At 69.0% G+C, this 15790-nt stretch carries 20 protein-coding genes; 8 read left to right on the forward strand and 12 right to left on the reverse strand.

Annotated elements, in window-relative coordinates:
* Both BLU81_RS33610 and fdhD read right to left on the reverse strand, forming a co-directional pair.
* On the reverse strand, window positions 1-1617 hold the full coding sequence (locus BLU81_RS33610; protein WP_092550455.1) for an alkaline phosphatase D family protein: 1617 nt from the start codon (window positions 1615-1617) through the stop codon (window positions 1-3).
* A 38-nt stretch (window positions 1618-1655) separates the two neighbouring features.
* The gene (gene fdhD / locus BLU81_RS33615; RefSeq protein WP_092550458.1) at window positions 1656-2483 is read right to left on the reverse strand and encodes a formate dehydrogenase accessory sulfurtransferase FdhD; all 828 of its coding nucleotides are present in this window, start codon (window positions 2481-2483) and stop codon (window positions 1656-1658) included.
* Window positions 2484-2630: 147 nt separating this feature from the next.
* On the opposite strand from fdhD, the gene mobA reads away from it, so the two are divergent.
* The 3 genes from mobA to BLU81_RS33630 all read left to right on the forward strand — a co-directional run bounded on the left by mobA (window position 2631) and on the right by BLU81_RS33630 (window position 4618).
* Window positions 2631-3212 (forward strand): molybdenum cofactor guanylyltransferase, encoded by a 582-nt coding sequence (mobA, locus tag BLU81_RS33620; protein WP_092558009.1) that lies wholly within the window; start codon window positions 2631-2633, stop codon window positions 3210-3212.
* On the forward strand, window positions 3209-3448 hold the full coding sequence (locus BLU81_RS33625) for a DUF6457 domain-containing protein (protein WP_092558011.1): 240 nt from the start codon (window positions 3209-3211) through the stop codon (window positions 3446-3448). Before mobA ends, BLU81_RS33625 begins: the two co-directional genes overlap by 4 nt.
* Before the next feature lie 81 nt (window positions 3449-3529).
* A complete protein-coding gene (locus BLU81_RS33630; RefSeq protein ID WP_092550461.1) occupies window positions 3530-4618 on the forward strand; it encodes a T3SS (YopN, CesT) and YbjN peptide-binding chaperone 1 in 1089 nt (362 codons plus the stop codon).
* Here BLU81_RS33630 and BLU81_RS33635 read toward each other — a convergent pair.
* Complete coding sequence (locus tag BLU81_RS33635; RefSeq protein WP_092550464.1) at window positions 4615-5073, reverse strand: Lrp/AsnC family transcriptional regulator; 459 nt, start codon at window positions 5071-5073, stop codon at window positions 4615-4617. The two genes, BLU81_RS33630 and BLU81_RS33635, sit on opposite strands and share 4 nt — an antisense overlap.
* A 68-nt stretch (window positions 5074-5141) precedes the next feature.
* On the opposite strand from BLU81_RS33635, the gene ddaH reads away from it, so the two are divergent.
* Both ddaH and BLU81_RS33645 read left to right on the forward strand, forming a co-directional pair.
* Window positions 5142-5972: a dimethylargininase gene (ddaH, locus tag BLU81_RS33640; protein WP_092550466.1), complete on the forward strand. Its 831-nt coding sequence runs from the start codon at window positions 5142-5144 to the stop codon at window positions 5970-5972.
* Window positions 5973-6025: 53 nt separating this feature from the next.
* Complete coding sequence (locus tag BLU81_RS33645; RefSeq protein WP_092558013.1) at window positions 6026-6592, forward strand: bacterial proteasome activator family protein; 567 nt, start codon at window positions 6026-6028, stop codon at window positions 6590-6592.
* A gap of 290 nt (window positions 6593-6882) precedes the next feature.
* Here the strand turns inward: BLU81_RS33645 and BLU81_RS33650 are convergent, their stop codons facing one another.
* The 5 genes from BLU81_RS33650 to BLU81_RS33670 form a co-directional block, all read right to left on the reverse strand.
* Window positions 6883-7302, reverse strand: coding sequence for a peptidase inhibitor family I36 protein (locus BLU81_RS33650; RefSeq protein ID WP_092550469.1), 420 nt, complete (start codon window positions 7300-7302; stop codon window positions 6883-6885).
* A 391-nt stretch (window positions 7303-7693) separates the two neighbouring features.
* Window positions 7694-8491 (reverse strand): HAD family hydrolase, encoded by a 798-nt coding sequence (locus BLU81_RS33655; protein ID WP_172890668.1) that lies wholly within the window; start codon window positions 8489-8491, stop codon window positions 7694-7696.
* Entirely contained in the window at window positions 8491-9300 is an 810-nt protein-coding gene (locus tag BLU81_RS33660; RefSeq protein ID WP_092550475.1) for an HAD family hydrolase, read from the reverse strand. Before BLU81_RS33660 ends, BLU81_RS33655 begins: the two co-directional genes overlap by 1 nt.
* Window positions 9301-9406: 106 nt before the next feature.
* On the reverse strand, window positions 9407-10663 hold the full coding sequence (gene serS, locus BLU81_RS33665) for a serine--tRNA ligase (protein WP_092550478.1): 1257 nt from the start codon (window positions 10661-10663) through the stop codon (window positions 9407-9409).
* A 55-nt stretch (window positions 10664-10718) separates the two neighbouring features.
* The gene (locus tag BLU81_RS33670; protein WP_157751881.1) at window positions 10719-11426 is read right to left on the reverse strand and encodes a hypothetical protein; all 708 of its coding nucleotides are present in this window, start codon (window positions 11424-11426) and stop codon (window positions 10719-10721) included.
* A 67-nt stretch (window positions 11427-11493) separates the two neighbouring features.
* On the opposite strand from BLU81_RS33670, the gene BLU81_RS33675 reads away from it, so the two are divergent.
* The 3 genes from BLU81_RS33675 (at window position 11494) to BLU81_RS33685 (ending at window position 13122) form a co-directional block, all read left to right on the forward strand.
* Window positions 11494-11922: an OsmC family protein gene (locus tag BLU81_RS33675; RefSeq protein ID WP_092550484.1), complete on the forward strand. Its 429-nt coding sequence runs from the start codon at window positions 11494-11496 to the stop codon at window positions 11920-11922.
* A 63-nt stretch (window positions 11923-11985) separates the two neighbouring features.
* Window positions 11986-12348, forward strand: coding sequence for a metallopeptidase family protein (locus BLU81_RS33680; RefSeq protein WP_172890669.1), 363 nt, complete (start codon window positions 11986-11988; stop codon window positions 12346-12348).
* A gap of 30 nt (window positions 12349-12378) precedes the next feature.
* Window positions 12379-13122: an AIM24 family protein gene (locus BLU81_RS33685; protein WP_092550487.1), complete on the forward strand. Its 744-nt coding sequence runs from the start codon at window positions 12379-12381 to the stop codon at window positions 13120-13122.
* Window positions 13123-13127: 5 nt separating this feature from the next.
* Here the strand turns inward: BLU81_RS33685 and pheA are convergent, their stop codons facing one another.
* From pheA to BLU81_RS33705, 4 genes are all read right to left on the reverse strand, one after another.
* The gene (pheA, locus tag BLU81_RS33690; protein ID WP_092550490.1) at window positions 13128-14066 is read right to left on the reverse strand and encodes a prephenate dehydratase; all 939 of its coding nucleotides are present in this window, start codon (window positions 14064-14066) and stop codon (window positions 13128-13130) included.
* 108 nt (window positions 14067-14174) lie between these two features.
* Window positions 14175-14408 (reverse strand): hypothetical protein, encoded by a 234-nt coding sequence (locus tag BLU81_RS33695; RefSeq protein WP_157751882.1) that lies wholly within the window; start codon window positions 14406-14408, stop codon window positions 14175-14177.
* Between the two features lie 375 nt (window positions 14409-14783).
* Window positions 14784-15170: an ACT domain-containing protein gene (locus BLU81_RS33700; RefSeq protein ID WP_092550497.1), complete on the reverse strand. Its 387-nt coding sequence runs from the start codon at window positions 15168-15170 to the stop codon at window positions 14784-14786.
* Window positions 15171-15326: 156 nt separating this feature from the next.
* The gene (locus tag BLU81_RS33705; RefSeq protein ID WP_092550500.1) at window positions 15327-15785 is read right to left on the reverse strand and encodes a PAS domain-containing protein; all 459 of its coding nucleotides are present in this window, start codon (window positions 15783-15785) and stop codon (window positions 15327-15329) included.
* Between the last annotated feature and the right edge of the window lie 5 nt (window positions 15786-15790).

The following is a 15790-nucleotide window of genomic DNA, read 5'->3' on the forward strand; positions in this document are numbered from 1 at the left end:
TCAGGGCCGCGAGGTCTCCTGCCGGACGGTGTCCTCGGCCGGCCCGGCGGTGCGCAGCCCGGCCGAGGGGGTCGGAGCGTCGGCGATCCGCTGCAGTCCGGGCACCCGGTCCTCGATGACGAAGGTGGCGCGGGTGTGTGCCGCCGCTCCCGGCTCGGTCACATAGGGCAGCACCACGAAATCCGCGGTCAGCGCGCCGCCGGTGATCCGGGTCCGGACGTAACCGCGCTGGTTGTTGTAAAAGCGCAGGTGCGGGTTCCAGGCCGCCCAGGAGTGGTTGCCGCTCGCCACGTCGGCGCCGTCACCGCCGGAGGTGATCGACGAGCAGACCAGTTCGGTGCCGACGGTCCGCGACGTCGGATCGGTCCAGTCGAGCTTGAGGTCGTCGGCCCAGTGGGCGTGCACGTCACCGGTCAGCACCACCGGGTTGCGGACACGAGCGTCCACCCAGCCGCGGGTGATCCGGTCCCGGGAGCCCTGGTAACCGTCCCACGAGTCCATGCTCAGCACCTTCTGCGGTCCGGCGTTGTTGTCCCGCTGCCCGAAGAAGACCTGCTGGCCGAGGACGTCCCAGCGGGCGGTGGAGCGGCGGAAACCGTCGAGCAGCCAGGACTCCTGTTCGGCACCGGTGATGCTGCGCGCCGGGTCGTAAGCGGCCGGGCAGTCCTTGTATCCGTCACCGCAGCCCTGGTCGTCCCGGTACTGCCGGGTGTCGAGCATGTGGAAGGTGGCCAGCCGGCCCCAGTGCAGCCGACGGTAAAGCTGCATGTCGAGGCCGTTCGGGATCGACGAGCGGCGCAACGGCATGTTCTCCCAGTACGCCTGGAACGCCGCGGCCCGGCGGGTGACGAAGTTCGGATCGGGCTGTTCCGGCACCTCGTCGGCCCAGTTGTTCTCGGTCTCGTGGTCGTCCCAGACCACCGCCCACGGTGCGACCGCGTGTGCCGCCTGAAGATCCGGATCGGTCTTGTACTGGGCGTGCCGCTGCCGATAGTTCGCCAGCGTCACGGTTTCCGGGCCCTCGTGATCACGCGGGTTACCGCCGGGGATGGTGTAGGTGTCCGGCGCGTATTCGTACTGGTAATCGCCGAGGTGCAGGATCAGTTCCGGTTCGTCCTCGGCCAGCCGGCGGTAAGCGGTGAAGTAACCGTGTTCGTACTGGGAGCACGAGACGAACGACATCGCCAGAGCCCCGGGGGTCGACCAGCGGGCGGGCGCGGTCCGGGTCCGGCCCACCGGCGAGGTCCAGTGCTCGGCGCGGAAGCGGTAGAAGAACTCGCGCCCGGGAGCGAGCCCGTCCAGTTCGACGTGCACGGCGTGCGCACGACTCGGCCGGGCTGTGGTGATCCCGCGCCGGATCACCCGCCGGAACCGCTCGTCGTCGGCGATCTCCCAGGTCACCGGCACGTTCCGGGACGGCATGCCACCGAGCCCGTCCGCGGCCAGGGGCACCGGGGCGAGCCGGGTCCAGAGCACGAATCCGTCCGGGGACGGGTCTCCGGAGGCGACGCCCAGGGTGAACGGGTCTCCGGACAGCGGTCCTCGGGCGGGAGTGGTGGCGCCGGTCAGCGGGATCACAGCGGCCGAGGCCAGCAGAGTGCGACGCGATATCGACATGCATCGAAGGGTTGGCGATCCGGGTGAACATCGTCTGGTCAAACGGTGACGCGATGTGCTCCGGTATAGATGTTCATCTTCGGTTCGCGGAGGAACCCGACAAGTGTCATCCCGGATTCCTCGGCCAGCTCCACCGCCAGGGTGCTGGGTGCGGAGACCGCCGCCAGCAGCGGCAACCCGGCCATCCACGCCTTCTGGACCAGTTCGAAACTGGCCCGGCCGGAGACCAGCAGCACGTTCCCGGACAGCGGCAGGCGGCCTTCCCGCAGCGCCCACCCGAGCACCTTGTCGACCGCGTTGTGCCGGCCCACGTCCTCCCGCAGCACCAGCAACTCACCGTCCGTGGTGAAAAGGCCGGCGGCGTGCAGGCCGCCGGTGCGGTCGAAGGTCCGCTGGGCGGCCCGCAGCTTCGTGGGCAGTTCCGTCAGGGTCTTGGCGGCGACCTCCAGCGGGAACCCGGCCACGTCGAAACGCGACTTGGTCCGCACTGCGTCGATGCTGGCCTTGCCGCAGACCCCGCACGAACTGGTGGTGTAGAAGTTCCGAGTCGGGTCGGTGACCGGCGGCGGCACGCTCGGATCGAGCACGACGTCCACCACGTTGTAGGTGTTCGGAGTGTCCGTCCCGGCGCACAGTTGTGCCGTGGTCACGTCCGTGGCCTGGCTGATCACGCCTTCGCTGAGCAGGAAACCCATCGCCAGGTCGATGTCGTGCCCGGGGGTGCGCATGGTGACGGCGAGCGGCTTCTTGCGCACCCGGATCTCCAGCGGCTCCTCGGCCGCGAGGTGATCCTGGCGACTCCGGGAGCCGGCGGGCGCGCTGACATCGATGGTGACCACCGTGCGGCGGCCGGTGCTCCGAGCCATGGCCGGAGCTTACGTCCTGCTCCCGGCATCGTCCCGGCCCGATCGGCGAGGGCTCGGCCGCCGGTCCCCCGAAGGCGTCGAACCGAGCGCGTGGTCACGCTTGCCACGCACTCGGGATACGGTACTCACGTGGGGGGATTCGCGGCGGTGGTCTTGGCCGGTGGTGCGGCACGGCGGATGGGTGGTGCCGACAAACCGACGATGACGGTTGCCGGCCAGTCCATGCTCACCCGTGTCCTGGCGGCGGTGCATGACGCCGACCCTCGGATCGTGGTCGGGCGAATACCCGGCGACTTCCCCGTTCCTGTGCTCGTGACACGAGAACAACCGGCTGGTGGTGGCCCGGTGGCGGCTGCCGCGGCGGGGCTCGCGCTGGTCCCGGAGCGGGTCACCTACACCGCTCTGCTCGCCGCTGACCTGCCGTTGTTGACCGGTGAGGCGATCGACGTGCTGCGGCTCACCCTGGAGTCGGCGCCGATGGAGGGCGCGCTCTACCGGGACGCCGACGGCCACCTGCAACTGCTCTGTGGTGTCTGGCGGACGGCCGGCCTGCGGGCCGCCCTCACCCGGCTGGCCGAGGCGCGCGGCGGTCTGCACGGCGCACCGGTGCGGGCGCTGCTCGAACACTCCCGGGTCGCCGAGGTGTCGTGGCGCCGTCCGGGGCCGCCGCCGTGGTTCGACTGCGACACCGACGACGATCTGCGGACCGCTGAGGAATGGGCCAGATGAGCGAGTTGGACCAGTGGGTGGCGGAGATCACTGCCGAGCTCGGCCTGGACGGCGTTCAGGTGCCGACGACGGAGGTGCTCGACATGGCCCGTGACGTGGCACACAACGTTCTGCGGCCGGGGGCGCCGGTCTCGGCGTATGTTCTCGGGCTCGCGGTGGCCGCCGGTGCCGATCCGGTCGAGGCCGCCGCCAAGATCAGCGCGCTGGCGTTGCGTCGGTCCACGCTGGACTCGTAGGTCGCGAAAAGCTACCCGGCCCCGTACCCCCGCATGACCCGGGAACGCTCGATAGGGTGACGGGAACGGAGGTGCGCGATCATGACGGTAGAAGGCGCCGCGAGCGAGGCGTACGAAGGCGTGTTGCTCGAAGAGCCGACGACGGCCGACCTACGGGCCAAGGTCACCCAGGCATGGCGGGAGTTCGCCAGTGCCCTGGCCGGGCTGTTGCCGGGCCTGCAGCCGGGTTCCTACGTCGACCTCACCCTGGACCCCACCGCGTCCGGCACGGGCACGGCCGTCTACTCGGTCAGCATCCGGGTGCTGGCGGACGGTGTCGTCGAGGCGCTCGCGGTCGGTAACGCCGCGTTGCCCCAGGAGTTCCGGATGAACCGCGCCACGGTCGCCGACCTGGTCGCGCTCGGCTGGTCGCCGCCGGGGGTGCTGGCCGGCTCGGGTGACTCGTTCGGTCTGCGTTCCTCGCAGGACAAGGCCATCCAGCTGGCCACGGTGGTGTCCCGGACGCTGCGGGACGTCTACGGCGCGCCGCACCCGGCGTTCCTCGTCTACCTGGTGCACGACGACGAGGACGAGCCGATCGACGCGAGCCCCCTGGGCACCGCCCGGCACGAGCCCAGCATCGACCTGGCCCTCGACGCCCTGGGTGGCGAGAGTGCCCTCGACCGGGCGCTGGCCGGCGTCAGTGCCGAGGACCTCGTCCCCTTGGAAGAGCGGGTCCGCACGGTCGTCGCGACCATGTCCAAGACCACGGTCGACCAGCTTCAGGTCGACGCCGACGGTGACATCGGCATCCGGGCCGGCTCGGCGATGGTCTTCGTCCGGATCCGGGACAACCCGCCACTGGTGGACGTGTTCTCGCCGATCCTGACCGAGGTCGAGCCGACCGAGCAGCTCTACGTGAAGCTCTCCGAGCTGACCAACCGCATGCCGATCGGCCGGCTCTACTGCGCGCAGGACACGGTCTGGGCGTCGATCCCGGTGTTCGGCCGCAACTTCCAGTCGATCCACCTGATGCTGGCGGTGCAGGTGATGACAGGTCTGGCCGACGAGCTGGACGACCGGCTGCACGGCGAGTTCGGCGGCAAGCGCTTCTTCGGCGAGGGTGACAAGCCGGCCGCTCCGAAGGCCGCCGACGGCGACGAGGGCCACCGCCCGGGGATGTACCTCTAAGGAGACGGCGGCAACGCGGTAGGCGTCTCCACGAGGCGCGACAGCACCACCATGCTGCGGGTGGAGGTCACGAAGGGCTCCGCCCGCAGCTTCTCCAACGCCTGTTCGAGGTGCCCGATGTCGGCGGCCCGCAGGTGCACCAGCGCGTCGGCCTGCCCGGAGACCGTGTAGGCCCCGACGACTTCCGGATGCCGCCGGGCGGCGACGGTGATCTGGGCCGGGGTGGTCCGCCCGGTGCAGAACAGCTCGACGAAGGCCTCGGTGGTCCACCCCACGGCGGCCGGCTCGATGACAGCCGTGAATCCCTTGATGACCCCGGACGAGCGCAGTCGATCGACGCGCCTTTTCACCGCCGGTGCGGACAACGACACCTTGGCACCGATCTCGGCATACGAAGCGCGGGCATCGGCGACGAGTAGCGCAATGATTCGCTGGTCGACCGCGTCCATCTGCAACGATTCGCCTCCGAGGAGCAAGATTTAGAGCTGTTTGCTGCAACTCAGCGTACCTAGGCTTTAGCCTCATGAGCTACATGGAGCGCTTGCCGCGAAACAGGACATACCTCATGTGTCCGCCTCAGCATTTCACGGTCGAGTACGCCATCAACCCGTGGATGGACACCACCGCCGCAGTCGACGCCGATCTCGCGGTCCGGCAGTGGGACAAGCTCCGCACCACGCTCACCGGCCTCGGCCACGTCGTGCACGTGCTCGACCCGGTGCCCGGCCTGCCGGACATGGTCTACTCCGCGAACGGCGCCTTCTCGGTGGACGGCACCGTCTACGGTGCCCGGTTCCGCTACCCACAGCGGGCGAACGAAGCGGTCGAGCACCGGACGTTCTACCAACGCGGTGACGACTGGCGTTTTGTTGCTCCGGAGCACGTGAACGAGGGTGAGGGCGACTTCGCGTACCTGCCGAACGCGTACGGCGGCATCGTCCTAGCCGGTTACGGCTTCCGCACCGACCCGGCCGCCCACGCCGAGGCGCAGGAGGTGCTGGGCCGCCCGGTGATCTCCCTCAAGCTGGTCGACCCGGCCTTCTACCACCTGGACACCGCGCTGGCCGCCCTCGATGACCGGCACGTCACCTACTACCCCGGGGCCTTCTCGCCGGCATCCCAGCGGATCCTCGCCCAGCTCTTCCCGGACGCGGTGCTCGCCGACCGGGCTGATGCCGAAGCCTTCGGCCTCAACCTGGTCAGCGACGGCCGGCACGTGATCCTCAACACTGAGGCCGTCGCGATGGGGCACAAGGTGCGGGAAGCCGGATACCTGCCGGTTCACGTCGAACTCTCCGAACTCAAACGTGGCGGCGGCAGCGTCAAATGTGCCGTAGCCGAGCTACGGGCCTGATCCTCAGCAACCGCACGAGCATTTGCTCGAACCGGTGCGTAAAGATGGAGCGCATGACCGCTGACCCCCGAACTACCGAGTCCCAGGAAGACGGCACCGTCATCGTGGTGGGCCCCGACGGCCGCCCGATGGGCACGATCAACGAGAACGGTGCGCTCATCCCCGAGGAGCCCGGCAACCTCATCGAGCAGCCGGCGAAGGTCATGCGCATTGGCAGCATGATCAAGCAACTACTCGAAGAGGTGCGGGCCGCTCCACTCGACGAGGCCAGTCGCACTCGGCTGCGGGAGATTCACCAGCGTTCGATCAAGGAGCTGGAGGACGGCCTGGCCCCCGAGTTGCGCGAGGAACTGGAGCGCCTGTCCCTGCCGTTCGAGGGTGAGACCCCGCCGAGCGAGGCCGAACTGCGCATCGCCCAGGCCCAGCTGGTCGGCTGGCTGGAAGGCCTTTTCCACGGCATCCAGGCCGCCCTCGTCGCCCAGCAGATGGCCGCGCGACTCCAGCTCGAACAGATGCGCGGCGTCCCCGGCATGCCGGCCCTCCCCGCGGGCACAATGATCCCCGGTAAGCCCGCGGCAGGCGTGGCTGAGGCTTCCGGACAAACGGGTCAATACCTCTAAAAACACATTTACCGTACGCTGCGGTCGCCCCGCCGAACCAGGACGCCCCGTTTCGTCCCCGCAAGGCAGGGCGACCCTCACGGCCTCCCCGCGCCCACCGGGCGTATGCGCCCCTCAAGGCCACCCTGGGGGTACCAGGCCCGCCAGTCCCAGACCTGGTACCCATCAAACATCTGACCCGGTCGAGCCCTCTCGACCACTGATCAGCCTTGGTTGCCGTCACACGGCACTCAACGGGCTGATCATCGATACGCGTCGCCTGCCGAGTGCCGTCGCAGTGCCGGGCTCGATCAGTACGGGTCCGGCGACCAACTGATGGACGAAGCCTTGTCGTTCACGTGTGACGGGGCGTTGCGCTGGCTGTTGGGGGCGACATCGAACCAGTCGCCGCTCTTGTAGTTGTTGAAGTTGCCGTGCTCGTAGAGCCGGATCGACTGGTTCGTGTTGTTGACGACGAACGACGCGGAGTCGTTGAGGTCCACGCCGTTGGTGTAGCGGTGGCCCCGGAAGTCGGCGACGTAACCCGGGCCGCCCGAGCCCATCTCGGTCACGACCGAGACGCTGCCCTTGTAGTTGTAGTCCTGGTAGAGGCAGACCTGGCCGGCCCCGCAGGTGTAGACAGCCAGCGCGGCCGTCGGGGCCACCACGAGGGATCCCGCGACGGCGGCGGCCGCGCCGATGGCGGCCTTGATGGCGGTTCGCTTGTTCATGACACCTCTTCGTCGATTTCTTGGAATGTGCTAGACGAAGGTAGTCATAAGCTTGTTTACACTTACTTTTCTCCCAATGGAGAAATACTTGATACTCCAGGTCGAAGCCATTTCATCGGTTAAGTCGGGTGATTCAGGCAACAAATCATGCGGAATGGTAACCAGTCGACGTCGTCGCATTCTTGATTCCTCGCGCCTGCATGGGGCACGGCCTGGCAGTGGGCCGGGGCGGCCGGACAGCGCAGAGGCCCGGCAGTGGGGTGATCTGGCCGGGTGGGACGCATTCGGCCCGGCGGACGCGGGGAGACCTGGAGGGAACGCCTACGTCGCGGGGACGGTGCGGGGCGTCCTGGATTCTGCGGGGCGGCCCCTGGCGTATCCGCGAAGGGTCTTACAGGGTGAACACCGACTCCAGATAGGCCGCGACTCCGTCGGCGTCGTTGGTGCCGGTGGTCTCGTCGGCGATCGCGCGCAGCGTGGCGTGGGCGTTGCCGACCGCCACGCCGTGACCGGCCCAGGTGAGCAGTGGAATGTCGTTGGGCATGTCGCCGAAGGCCACCACCTGGTCGGCGGCGATGCCCCGGCGCTCGCAGAACCAGGCCAGGCCGGCCGCTTTCGTCACCCCGGCGGCGGAGATCTCGACCAGTGCCGACGACGAGGACCGGGTGGCCACGGCCTGATCGCCGAGGGTGCGGCTGATCAGGGACAGGAAGTCGTCGGGATCGGCGACCGAGGAACGGGCCAGCAGTTTGACGGCGGGACCGGCGGTCAGCTCGTCGGGGGAGGCGATGACCCGCACCACGCTGGCGTCGTGCTCCCAGCGGATGGTCCAGGTGTCCTCGTGCAGGAACGCCCGCCCGTCCTCGACCTCGACGGCCAGCGAGATGTCGGGGATCTCGGCGCGCAGACTCTTCACCACGGCGAGCAGGACGTCGGTGTCGAACGGACTCGTCCGCACCACCTCGTCACGATCCGGGTCGTAGATCACCGCACCGTTGGCGCAGACCGCCGGCAGCGGGGCCGGCAACTGGTCGTAGATCTGCTGGAGCCAGCGCAGCGGCCGTCCGGTGACCAGGACCAGCGGCACCGGGAGCCGGCCCAGCACGTCGAGCGTGCGCGGGCTGAGAACACGCTCGCTGGTGATCAGCGTGCCGTCGATGTCTGAGGCGACCAGCCGATAAGGGTGCATCACCTCGACAATAGCCGGTCCAGATAGACCGCCACCCCGTCCTGGTCATTGGTGAGGGTCACACCGTCGGCGACCGCCAGCAGTGTCGGGTGCGCGTTGGCGACGGCCACCCGGCCCCACCCGGCCCAGGCGAACATCGGCAGGTCGTTGGGCATGTCGCCGAAGACCAGCACGTCGGCCGGGTCGACGCCGACGGCCTCGGCGACCACCGACAGGCCGGTGCCCTTGTCGACGTCGGCGGGGCAGATCTCCACGTAGTCCAGGCCGGCCTGGGTGACGGTCGCGAGGTCCGGCGGGACCACCCGGCGGGCGGCGTCGAGCAGCTCGTCGACGTCCAGTTCGAACGACCGGGCGAACGCCTTGATCACCTCGCCGTCGAGGCATTCGGCGCGGGTCCGGGACTCGACGGTGACCGGGTAACGCCAGGTCGGGTCGTAGTCGCCCCAGAGCGGCGAGTCGTCGTGCTCCAGTGCCTCGAACATCACCGACAGCGGGCCGGCCACCGACTCCAGCGCGCCGAGCGCCTCGCCCAGTGCCTTGCCGGGCAGGCGGGCCTGCCGCAGGTAACGAGAGTCGGCCAGGTCGAGCACCCAGCCGCCCTGCGCGAGCACCAGGAAGTCGGCGACGCGGATGTCGTTGCGGGTGAGCGAGGTGAGCCGGGGGCCTCGGCCGGTGGCGGCCACGATGCGGATCCCGGCGGCGCGGACCCGGTCGAGGACCTCGTGCGTGTAGGCCGAGACGGTGTCGTCGCTGCGGACGAGAGTGCCGTCCAGATCCGTGGCGATCAGTTTCGGGAGCCCTGGCTTCATCGAAACCCTCCGTTGGGTCAACTGACCCCCGCGGAGTGCGGAAGGAGAACGGTACACCCGTTCGGCTACCAGCATCTATGACAACTGGTAGCCGAACGGTTGCGCGCTACTTAACGGGTTCCAGCACGTCCCGGCCGCCGAGGAACGGCTGGAGCGCCTTCGGCACCCGCACCGAGCCGTCGGACTGCTGATGGTTCTCCAGGATCGGAATAAGCCAGCGGGTGGTCGCGAGCGTCCCGTTCAGGGTGGCGGCGGTCTGCGGCTTGCCGTTCTCGTCCCGGTACCGCACGTTGAGCCGGCGGGCCTGGAACGTGGTGGTGTTCGACGTCGAGGTGACCTCGCGGTAGCGCTGCTGGGACGGCACCCAGGCCTCGCAGTCGAACTTGCGGACCGCGCTCGACCCGAGGTCACCGGCGGCCACGTCGATCACCCGGTACGGGACCTCGACCTTGGCCAGCATCTCCTCCTCCATCGCGAGCAGCCGCTGGTGTTCCTCGGCGGCGTCCTCGGGACGGCAGAACGAGAACATCTCCACCTTGTCGAACTGGTGCACACGCAGGATGCCGCGCACGTCCTTGCCGTGCGAGCCGGCTTCCCGGCGGTAACACGACGACCAGCCCGCGTAACGCCGCGGCCCGTCCAGGTCGAGGATCTCGTTCGAGTGGTACGCCGCGAGCGCGACCTCCGACGTGCCGACCAGGTAGAGGTCGTCGGCCGGGAGGTGGTAGACCTCGCTGGCGTGGGCACCCAGGTAACCGGTGCCCTCCATCGACTCCGGCCGGACCAGGGTCGGCGTGATCGCCGGGATGAACCCGTGCTCGACGGCCTGCTGGATGGCGAGCTGGAGCATGCCGAGCTGCAGCAGCGCGCCGACACCGGTGAGGAAGTAGAACCGCGAACCGGACACTTTCGCACCACGCTCGGTGTCGATGGCGCGCAGCGCCTCACCGATCTCCAGGTGGTCCTTCGGGTTCTCGATCCGCGGGATGTCGCCGACCTCACGCAGCACGACGAAGTCGTCCTCGCCACCGGGAGGAGCACCGGCGACCACGTTCGACACCGCCAGGTGCGCCTGCTTGAGCGCTTGCTCGGCGGTGCCGGCAGCGGCCTCGGCCGCCTTGACTTCCACGGCGAGATCTTTGGTACGGGTCAGCAGCGCCGCCCGCTCGTCACCGGAGGACTTCGCCACCTCTTTGCCGATCGACTTCTGCTCCGCCCGGACGGCCTCGAACCGCTGGGTGGCGGCCCGCCGCTCCTCGTCGGCGCGCAGCAGGGAGTCGACGAGCTCGGGGGACTCACCGCGCAGGCGTTGGCTCGCACGGATCGATTCGGGGTCTTCACGAAGCAGACGCAGGTCAATCACGCTTGTGGAGCCTACCGGCGCGCCGGTCCGTTCAGCACCCGGATATCCCCCGGTGTCACGATCGGTGTGGCTGGTCCAGCTCGCCGGGCGACGAGCCGGGCAACATTGCTGGCAACGAGCCGGGTACCGAGACGAACGGTGTCGTCGGTGTGATGGTCAGGTCGAGCTGGTCGTCGAAGGGCTCCGGTTCGGGTGTGATCGCCACCCGTTCCCGGTGCGGCAGCCAGAGCGCGGCCAGTGCGGCACCCACCGCGAACAGCGCGCACCACAGCCCCCGGCCGACCGCCACCCGGACGTCGTCCCCGGTGAGTTCCACCGTGTAGTAGCGCGGGACCAGCAGACTCGTCTGGTTCAGATGCGGCATCAGCGCCACGAGCAGGGCGAGCAGCACCCCGCCGACGGCGAGACCGGCGAGTTGCGCGTGCCGCCGCCCGGTCGCCGGGCCGAAGAGAGTCAGGACCACCGCGGTCGTCAGCAGCAGGAGCCCGGCCAGGTAACCGGCGCCCACCGCGCCCAGGTCGGGCAGGTCGGTCGGCAGGACCCGGGCGCCGGCTCCGGGTTCGGCGCCGAACCCGAACCCGTTCATGCTCGTGGTCTGCCACTCGGAGACCAGTGATCCGAAGGCCGCCACCGCGCCCAGCGCCGCGGTCAGCGCTGGGATCCGATGGTCCCGGCCCAGGTCTCGCAGGTAGGTCCGCCGGGGCCTCTCGTCGCCGAACCGGGGCTTCTCGTCGCCGAAGCTGATAACCGAGTCCTGCGCCATGTGATCCATGATTACCCCTCGCCCGGTCGGCGGACCAACAGGCGAGATTTCGGATAACGTTCGGGTCATGCCTATTCGTTCTGCTTCAGCCCGCTGGGAAGGGAACCTCACCGAGGGTTCCGGCACTGTCAAGACCGGCAAGGGCGGACTCCAGGGCGCCTACTCGTTCAAGTCCCGTTTCGAGGAGGGCGAGGGGACCAACCCGGAGGAACTGATCGCGGCCGCGCACGCCGGCTGCTTCTCGATGGCCTTCTCGAAGGGGCTCGCCGACGAGGGCTTCACGCCCACCTCGGTGGAGACCGTCGCCAAGGTCCACCTGGACAAGACCGACGCCGGCTTCGGCGTCTCCCGCATCACCCTGGAGACGGTCGGCGACGTCCCGGGCATCGACGACGCGAAGTTCCAGGAGCTGGCGCTCTCCGCCAAGGAGAACTGCCCGATCTCCCGCCTGCTCTCGCCCGGCGCCGAGATCACCCTGGTCGCCAAACTGTCCTGACACTCCCGTGTTCCCGGTGCGGCCGTTCCCCGGCCGCGCCGGGAAACCGCCCTACCGGGCACAATGGGGTTCGTGCCGGTCGAGATGAGCCCAGAACGTTTTGAGGAATTGGTCGGCGAGGCCCTCGACGAGGTGCCCGTCGAGTTGATGTCGCTGATGAGCAACGTGGTCTTCCTGGTCGAGGACCTGCCCGAGGGCGGCGGTGACGACCTGCTCGGCCTCTACGAGGGCACCGCGTTGCCCGACCGCGGCTGGGACTACGCCGGGACGCTGCCTGACCGGATCACCATCTACCGGCTGCCCACCCTGAAGGTCTGCGGGACCGAGGCGGAAGTGGTCGACGAGGTCGCGATCACCGTGGTGCACGAGATCGCCCACCACTTCGGTATCGACGACCAGCGCCTGCACGAACTCGGTTGGGCCTGATCCCTTGAATCGCGGGCCTACGCTGGGCTCATGCGCAGCGAACTTTTCTCAGCCGAGAACCTGGAGAAAGAGCACAGTCAGCCGGGCCTCCGGCTGCAGAACGCGAAGCTTCTCAAGGCCGAGCTGAACGGTGAGTTCCTGGCCCGGACCGGCTCAATGGTCGCCTATCAGGGGCAGGTGACGTTCGAGGCACTCGGCTCCGGGGGCCTCGGCAAATTCCTCAAGCAGAAGCTGACCGGCGAGGGCGTCCCGCTGATGCGGATCCGTGGCAACGGTGACGTCTTCCTCGCCGAGAACGCGGCCGACATCCACCTGATCGATCTGGAGCCCGGCGACGCCCTCTCCATCAACGGGGCGAACGTGCTGGCCTTCGACTCGACGCTGAACTACGACATCAAGATGGTCAACGGTGCCGGCATGTTCTCCAGCGCCGGCCTGTTCAACTGCGTCTTCACCGGTCACGGCCGGATCGCGGTCACCACCAAGGGCACCCCGGTGGTGCTCAACGTCGACCAGCCGACCTTCGTCGACCCGCAGGCCGCGATCGCCTGGTCGGCCAGTCTGCAGACCGGTTTCCACCGGGCCGAGCAGCTCGGTCTCGGCACTCTGCTGGGCCGCACCACCGGCGAGCGTTTCACGATGAGTTTCGCCGGTCAGGGCTTCGTCATCGTCCAGCCGTCCGAGGAGCCGCCCGGCGGCCTGGCTGGAGCCGGTTCCGGCTCCAGCGGGAAATCCAGCGGCGGCGGCCTGCTGGACAACATCTTCGACGACTGAGGCCGCTAAGAACCGGTTCGCAGCTGGGTCAGCCAGGCCGCCGAGTCGGTGAAGTCGTCGTCAGAGAGGCCCGGCGGAGCCGCGACCGGCGCCTCCGGCTGGAGCCGATGCTTCGGATAGCTGCCGAGGAAACGAACCTCGGCACAGATCCGCCGCAGGCCCCGCAGCGCCTCCCCGACCCGGGACTCGGCGACGTGGCCGGTGCAGTCGAGGAAGAAGACGTACGTCCCGAGCTGTTCGCCGGTCGGCCGGGACTCGATCCGGGACAGGTTGACGCCACGCACGGCCAGTTCGGTGAGCACCGCGAGGAGTGCCCCGACCTGGTCGTGCCGGATCGACACGGCCAGTGAGGTGACGTCGTCGCCGGTCGGCGGGGCGGGCGGGCCGGGCTTGGTGAGCAGCGCGAACCGGGTCACCGCCTCGGCCCGGTCGGCGACCTTCTCGGCGAGCACGGTCAGGTTGTTCCGGCCGACCCCGATCGGGGCGCAGAGGGCCGCGTCGTACTCCCCGGTGGCCGCGCTGATCGCCGCCGCCGCGTTGGAGAGCACGTCGACCACGACCGCGTCCGGCACGTTCGCCTGGAGCCAGTGCCGGCACTGGGCGGAGGCCTGCGGGTGTGCGGCGATCGACCGGATCCCGGCGAGCGGGGTCGAGGTGCGGGCGGCCAGCACGAACTCAACCGGCAGCAGCACCTCACGGGTGATCATCAGAGGGCTGCCGGTGATCAACTCGTCGAGGGTGACCGGAACCGCGCCGCCCACCGAGTTCTCCAGCGGGACCAGAGCGGCGTCGGCCTCGCCGGTGCGCACCGCTTCCAGGGCTTCCGGGACACTGCGAGCGGGGGTTCGAACCCCGTGCTCAGCCGCCGGAAGAGTCCGCAGGGCGGCTTCGGTGAAGGTGCCTTCCGGACCGAGGTACGCGAAGCGGGCAGGTGTTCCAGGCATCCCGAAAGTCTAGTGAGCTTCGGTGCTCGAGGCGCGAGTGCCTTTCAGCGTGGTGAGCTGGGGTGCGAATCGAACCACAGGTCACCACGCCACTTTGCCCGCGCGGTATCAGTAACCGCAGGCGAGCACCCGGATCCCGACCGGTGCTTCGGCCTTGACCCGGGGATTGCACACGTCGGTGCCGAGGGTGACGATCTCCAGCGTGGCGCCCTTACCGGTGGCGATCACCGACAACGGCTCGGCCCCGGCCTTCCCGATCGTGGTGAAGTTCCAGGTCCCCGAGCAGTAGGGCCCGGCGGACACGGTCAGGGTCCCGCCCGGCACGGCGTCGCTCTCCTTCACCTTCGCCACGATCTGCGCCCCGGTGGGCTCCCCGGTGCATCGGGGGGCGTGGGAGGGCGCCGGCGTGGGCGAGGTGGTCGGCGGGGTGGTGGTCCGAGTCGGGACGACATAGGTCGTCGTCGGAAAACCTGTCGGAAAGCCCGTCGGAAAGCCCGTTGGATAAACCGGGGGAACCGCCGTCGGATAAGTCGGATAAGTCGGGTAGATCGACGGTGGCGCGACACCCCCGGCGGGCAGTTCGCCGCTGACATGAGGCAGCGGCGGACCGGCGGGCAGGGCCTCAGGAGGGGAACCGCAGGCGGCAGCCGTGCAGATCAGGAGCGCGGGAAGCAGGCGTGTGCGGGGGGACACGCGCTCATGGTAGGAGCCGAACGGTCAGCTGGCGATCCGGTGCCCGGCGGCGGTGAGCGTGTTGACCGCCTCGGTGAGCCGCACCGTGGGCACGAGCAGGTAATCCGTGTCGTACGTCGAGAAGGTCACGATGTTGACCCGGGCTTCGGCGAGCGGGCCGACGAGGGAGGCGAGCACCCCGGTCATGGCCAGGTTGAGGTCGGCGACGCGCAGGCATCGCCAGGCGGTGTCGGCCTCGGCGCCGGGCGGCACTCGGTCGTTGGGGCAGATGACGGAGAGCTCACCGACACCCCAGGTCACCGAGATGACGCTCTTGTCGTCCGGACCCGCCGTGAGTGAGGCGGGCAGGGGCGAGCCGACCGGCAGCCGGCACACCGCGTACTCACCTGGTAACAGGTCTAGATCGAGCATCCTCGCAGACTACGTTGCGTATCTGTAACAACCAATGCCTGATGGCTGCAATGAACGCCACACCTTTGCCTGCGAAATGCCTGCAACGGGACGCTAAATGCCTGCAACGGGACGCGGAAAGCCTGCAACGAGACGCGGAAAGCCTGCAACGAGACGTCAGTACCGGACCGGGGACAGGAAGGTCAGAGCCCCGCCGATCCGGTCGCCCGCCATCAGTGGTGTGGAGATCGCGTCGAGTGTCAGCGGCGTCTCGCCCTGCCGGGGCAGCACCCGGATCAGGCCACGGGCCAGCCGCTCGCTGCGTAACGCCAGCAGCGGCGGGATGTTGTCGGCCTCGGGCTCCTCGAGCCGGCCCGCGTTCGCGGTGAAGTCGATCAGATGCAGCGAGGTGAACCGCCGGCCGAGCGCCTCAGCGGGCTTGCCCAGGCCGAGGATCTCGCTGCAGGACGTCGACACGGCGATGATCGAACCGTCGACATCGATGACCAGGCACGGCTCGTCAGCCGCCGCGACCGCCATGCTCCAGCGCTCGACGCTGGTGACGAACTCGGCCTCGGACGGCGTGCGGGCCTGGGGGACGAACGCTCCCGAGAGAGAGAGCTCAACATGCGCCACCGGGG

It is taken from the genome of Actinoplanes derwentensis (assembly GCF_900104725.1).
Classification (GTDB): Bacteria; Actinomycetota; Actinomycetes; order Mycobacteriales; family Micromonosporaceae; genus Actinoplanes; species Actinoplanes derwentensis.

Coding starts and splice junctions, on each gene's coding strand:
- BLU81_RS33610 (WP_092550455.1), bottom strand. CDS start 1,617: ATGTCGATATCGCGTCGCACTCTGCTGGCCTCGGCCGCTGTGATCCCG.
- fdhD (WP_092550458.1), bottom strand. CDS start 2,483: ATGGCTCGGAGCACCGGCCGCCGCACGGTGGTCACCATCGATGTCAGC.
- BLU81_RS33625 (WP_092558011.1), top strand. CDS start 3,209: ATGAGCGAGTTGGACCAGTGGGTGGCGGAGATCACTGCCGAGCTCGGC.
- BLU81_RS33630 (WP_092550461.1), top strand. CDS start 3,530: ATGACGGTAGAAGGCGCCGCGAGCGAGGCGTACGAAGGCGTGTTGCTC.
- ddaH (WP_092550466.1), top strand. CDS start 5,142: ATGAGCTACATGGAGCGCTTGCCGCGAAACAGGACATACCTCATGTGT.
- BLU81_RS33645 (WP_092558013.1), top strand. CDS start 6,026: ATGACCGCTGACCCCCGAACTACCGAGTCCCAGGAAGACGGCACCGTC.
- BLU81_RS33650 (WP_092550469.1), bottom strand. CDS start 7,302: ATGAACAAGCGAACCGCCATCAAGGCCGCCATCGGCGCGGCCGCCGCC.
- BLU81_RS33655 (WP_172890668.1), bottom strand. CDS start 8,491: ATGCACCCTTATCGGCTGGTCGCCTCAGACATCGACGGCACGCTGATC.
- BLU81_RS33660 (WP_092550475.1), bottom strand. CDS start 9,300: ATGAAGCCAGGGCTCCCGAAACTGATCGCCACGGATCTGGACGGCACT.
- BLU81_RS33670 (WP_157751881.1), bottom strand. CDS start 11,426: ATGGCGCAGGACTCGGTTATCAGCTTCGGCGACGAGAAGCCCCGGTTC.
- BLU81_RS33675 (WP_092550484.1), top strand. CDS start 11,494: ATGCCTATTCGTTCTGCTTCAGCCCGCTGGGAAGGGAACCTCACCGAG.
- BLU81_RS33680 (WP_172890669.1), top strand. CDS start 11,986: ATGGGGTTCGTGCCGGTCGAGATGAGCCCAGAACGTTTTGAGGAATTG.
- BLU81_RS33685 (WP_092550487.1), top strand. CDS start 12,379: ATGCGCAGCGAACTTTTCTCAGCCGAGAACCTGGAGAAAGAGCACAGT.
- pheA (WP_092550490.1), bottom strand. CDS start 14,066: ATGCCTGGAACACCTGCCCGCTTCGCGTACCTCGGTCCGGAAGGCACC.
- BLU81_RS33700 (WP_092550497.1), bottom strand. CDS start 15,170: ATGCTCGATCTAGACCTGTTACCAGGTGAGTACGCGGTGTGCCGGCTG.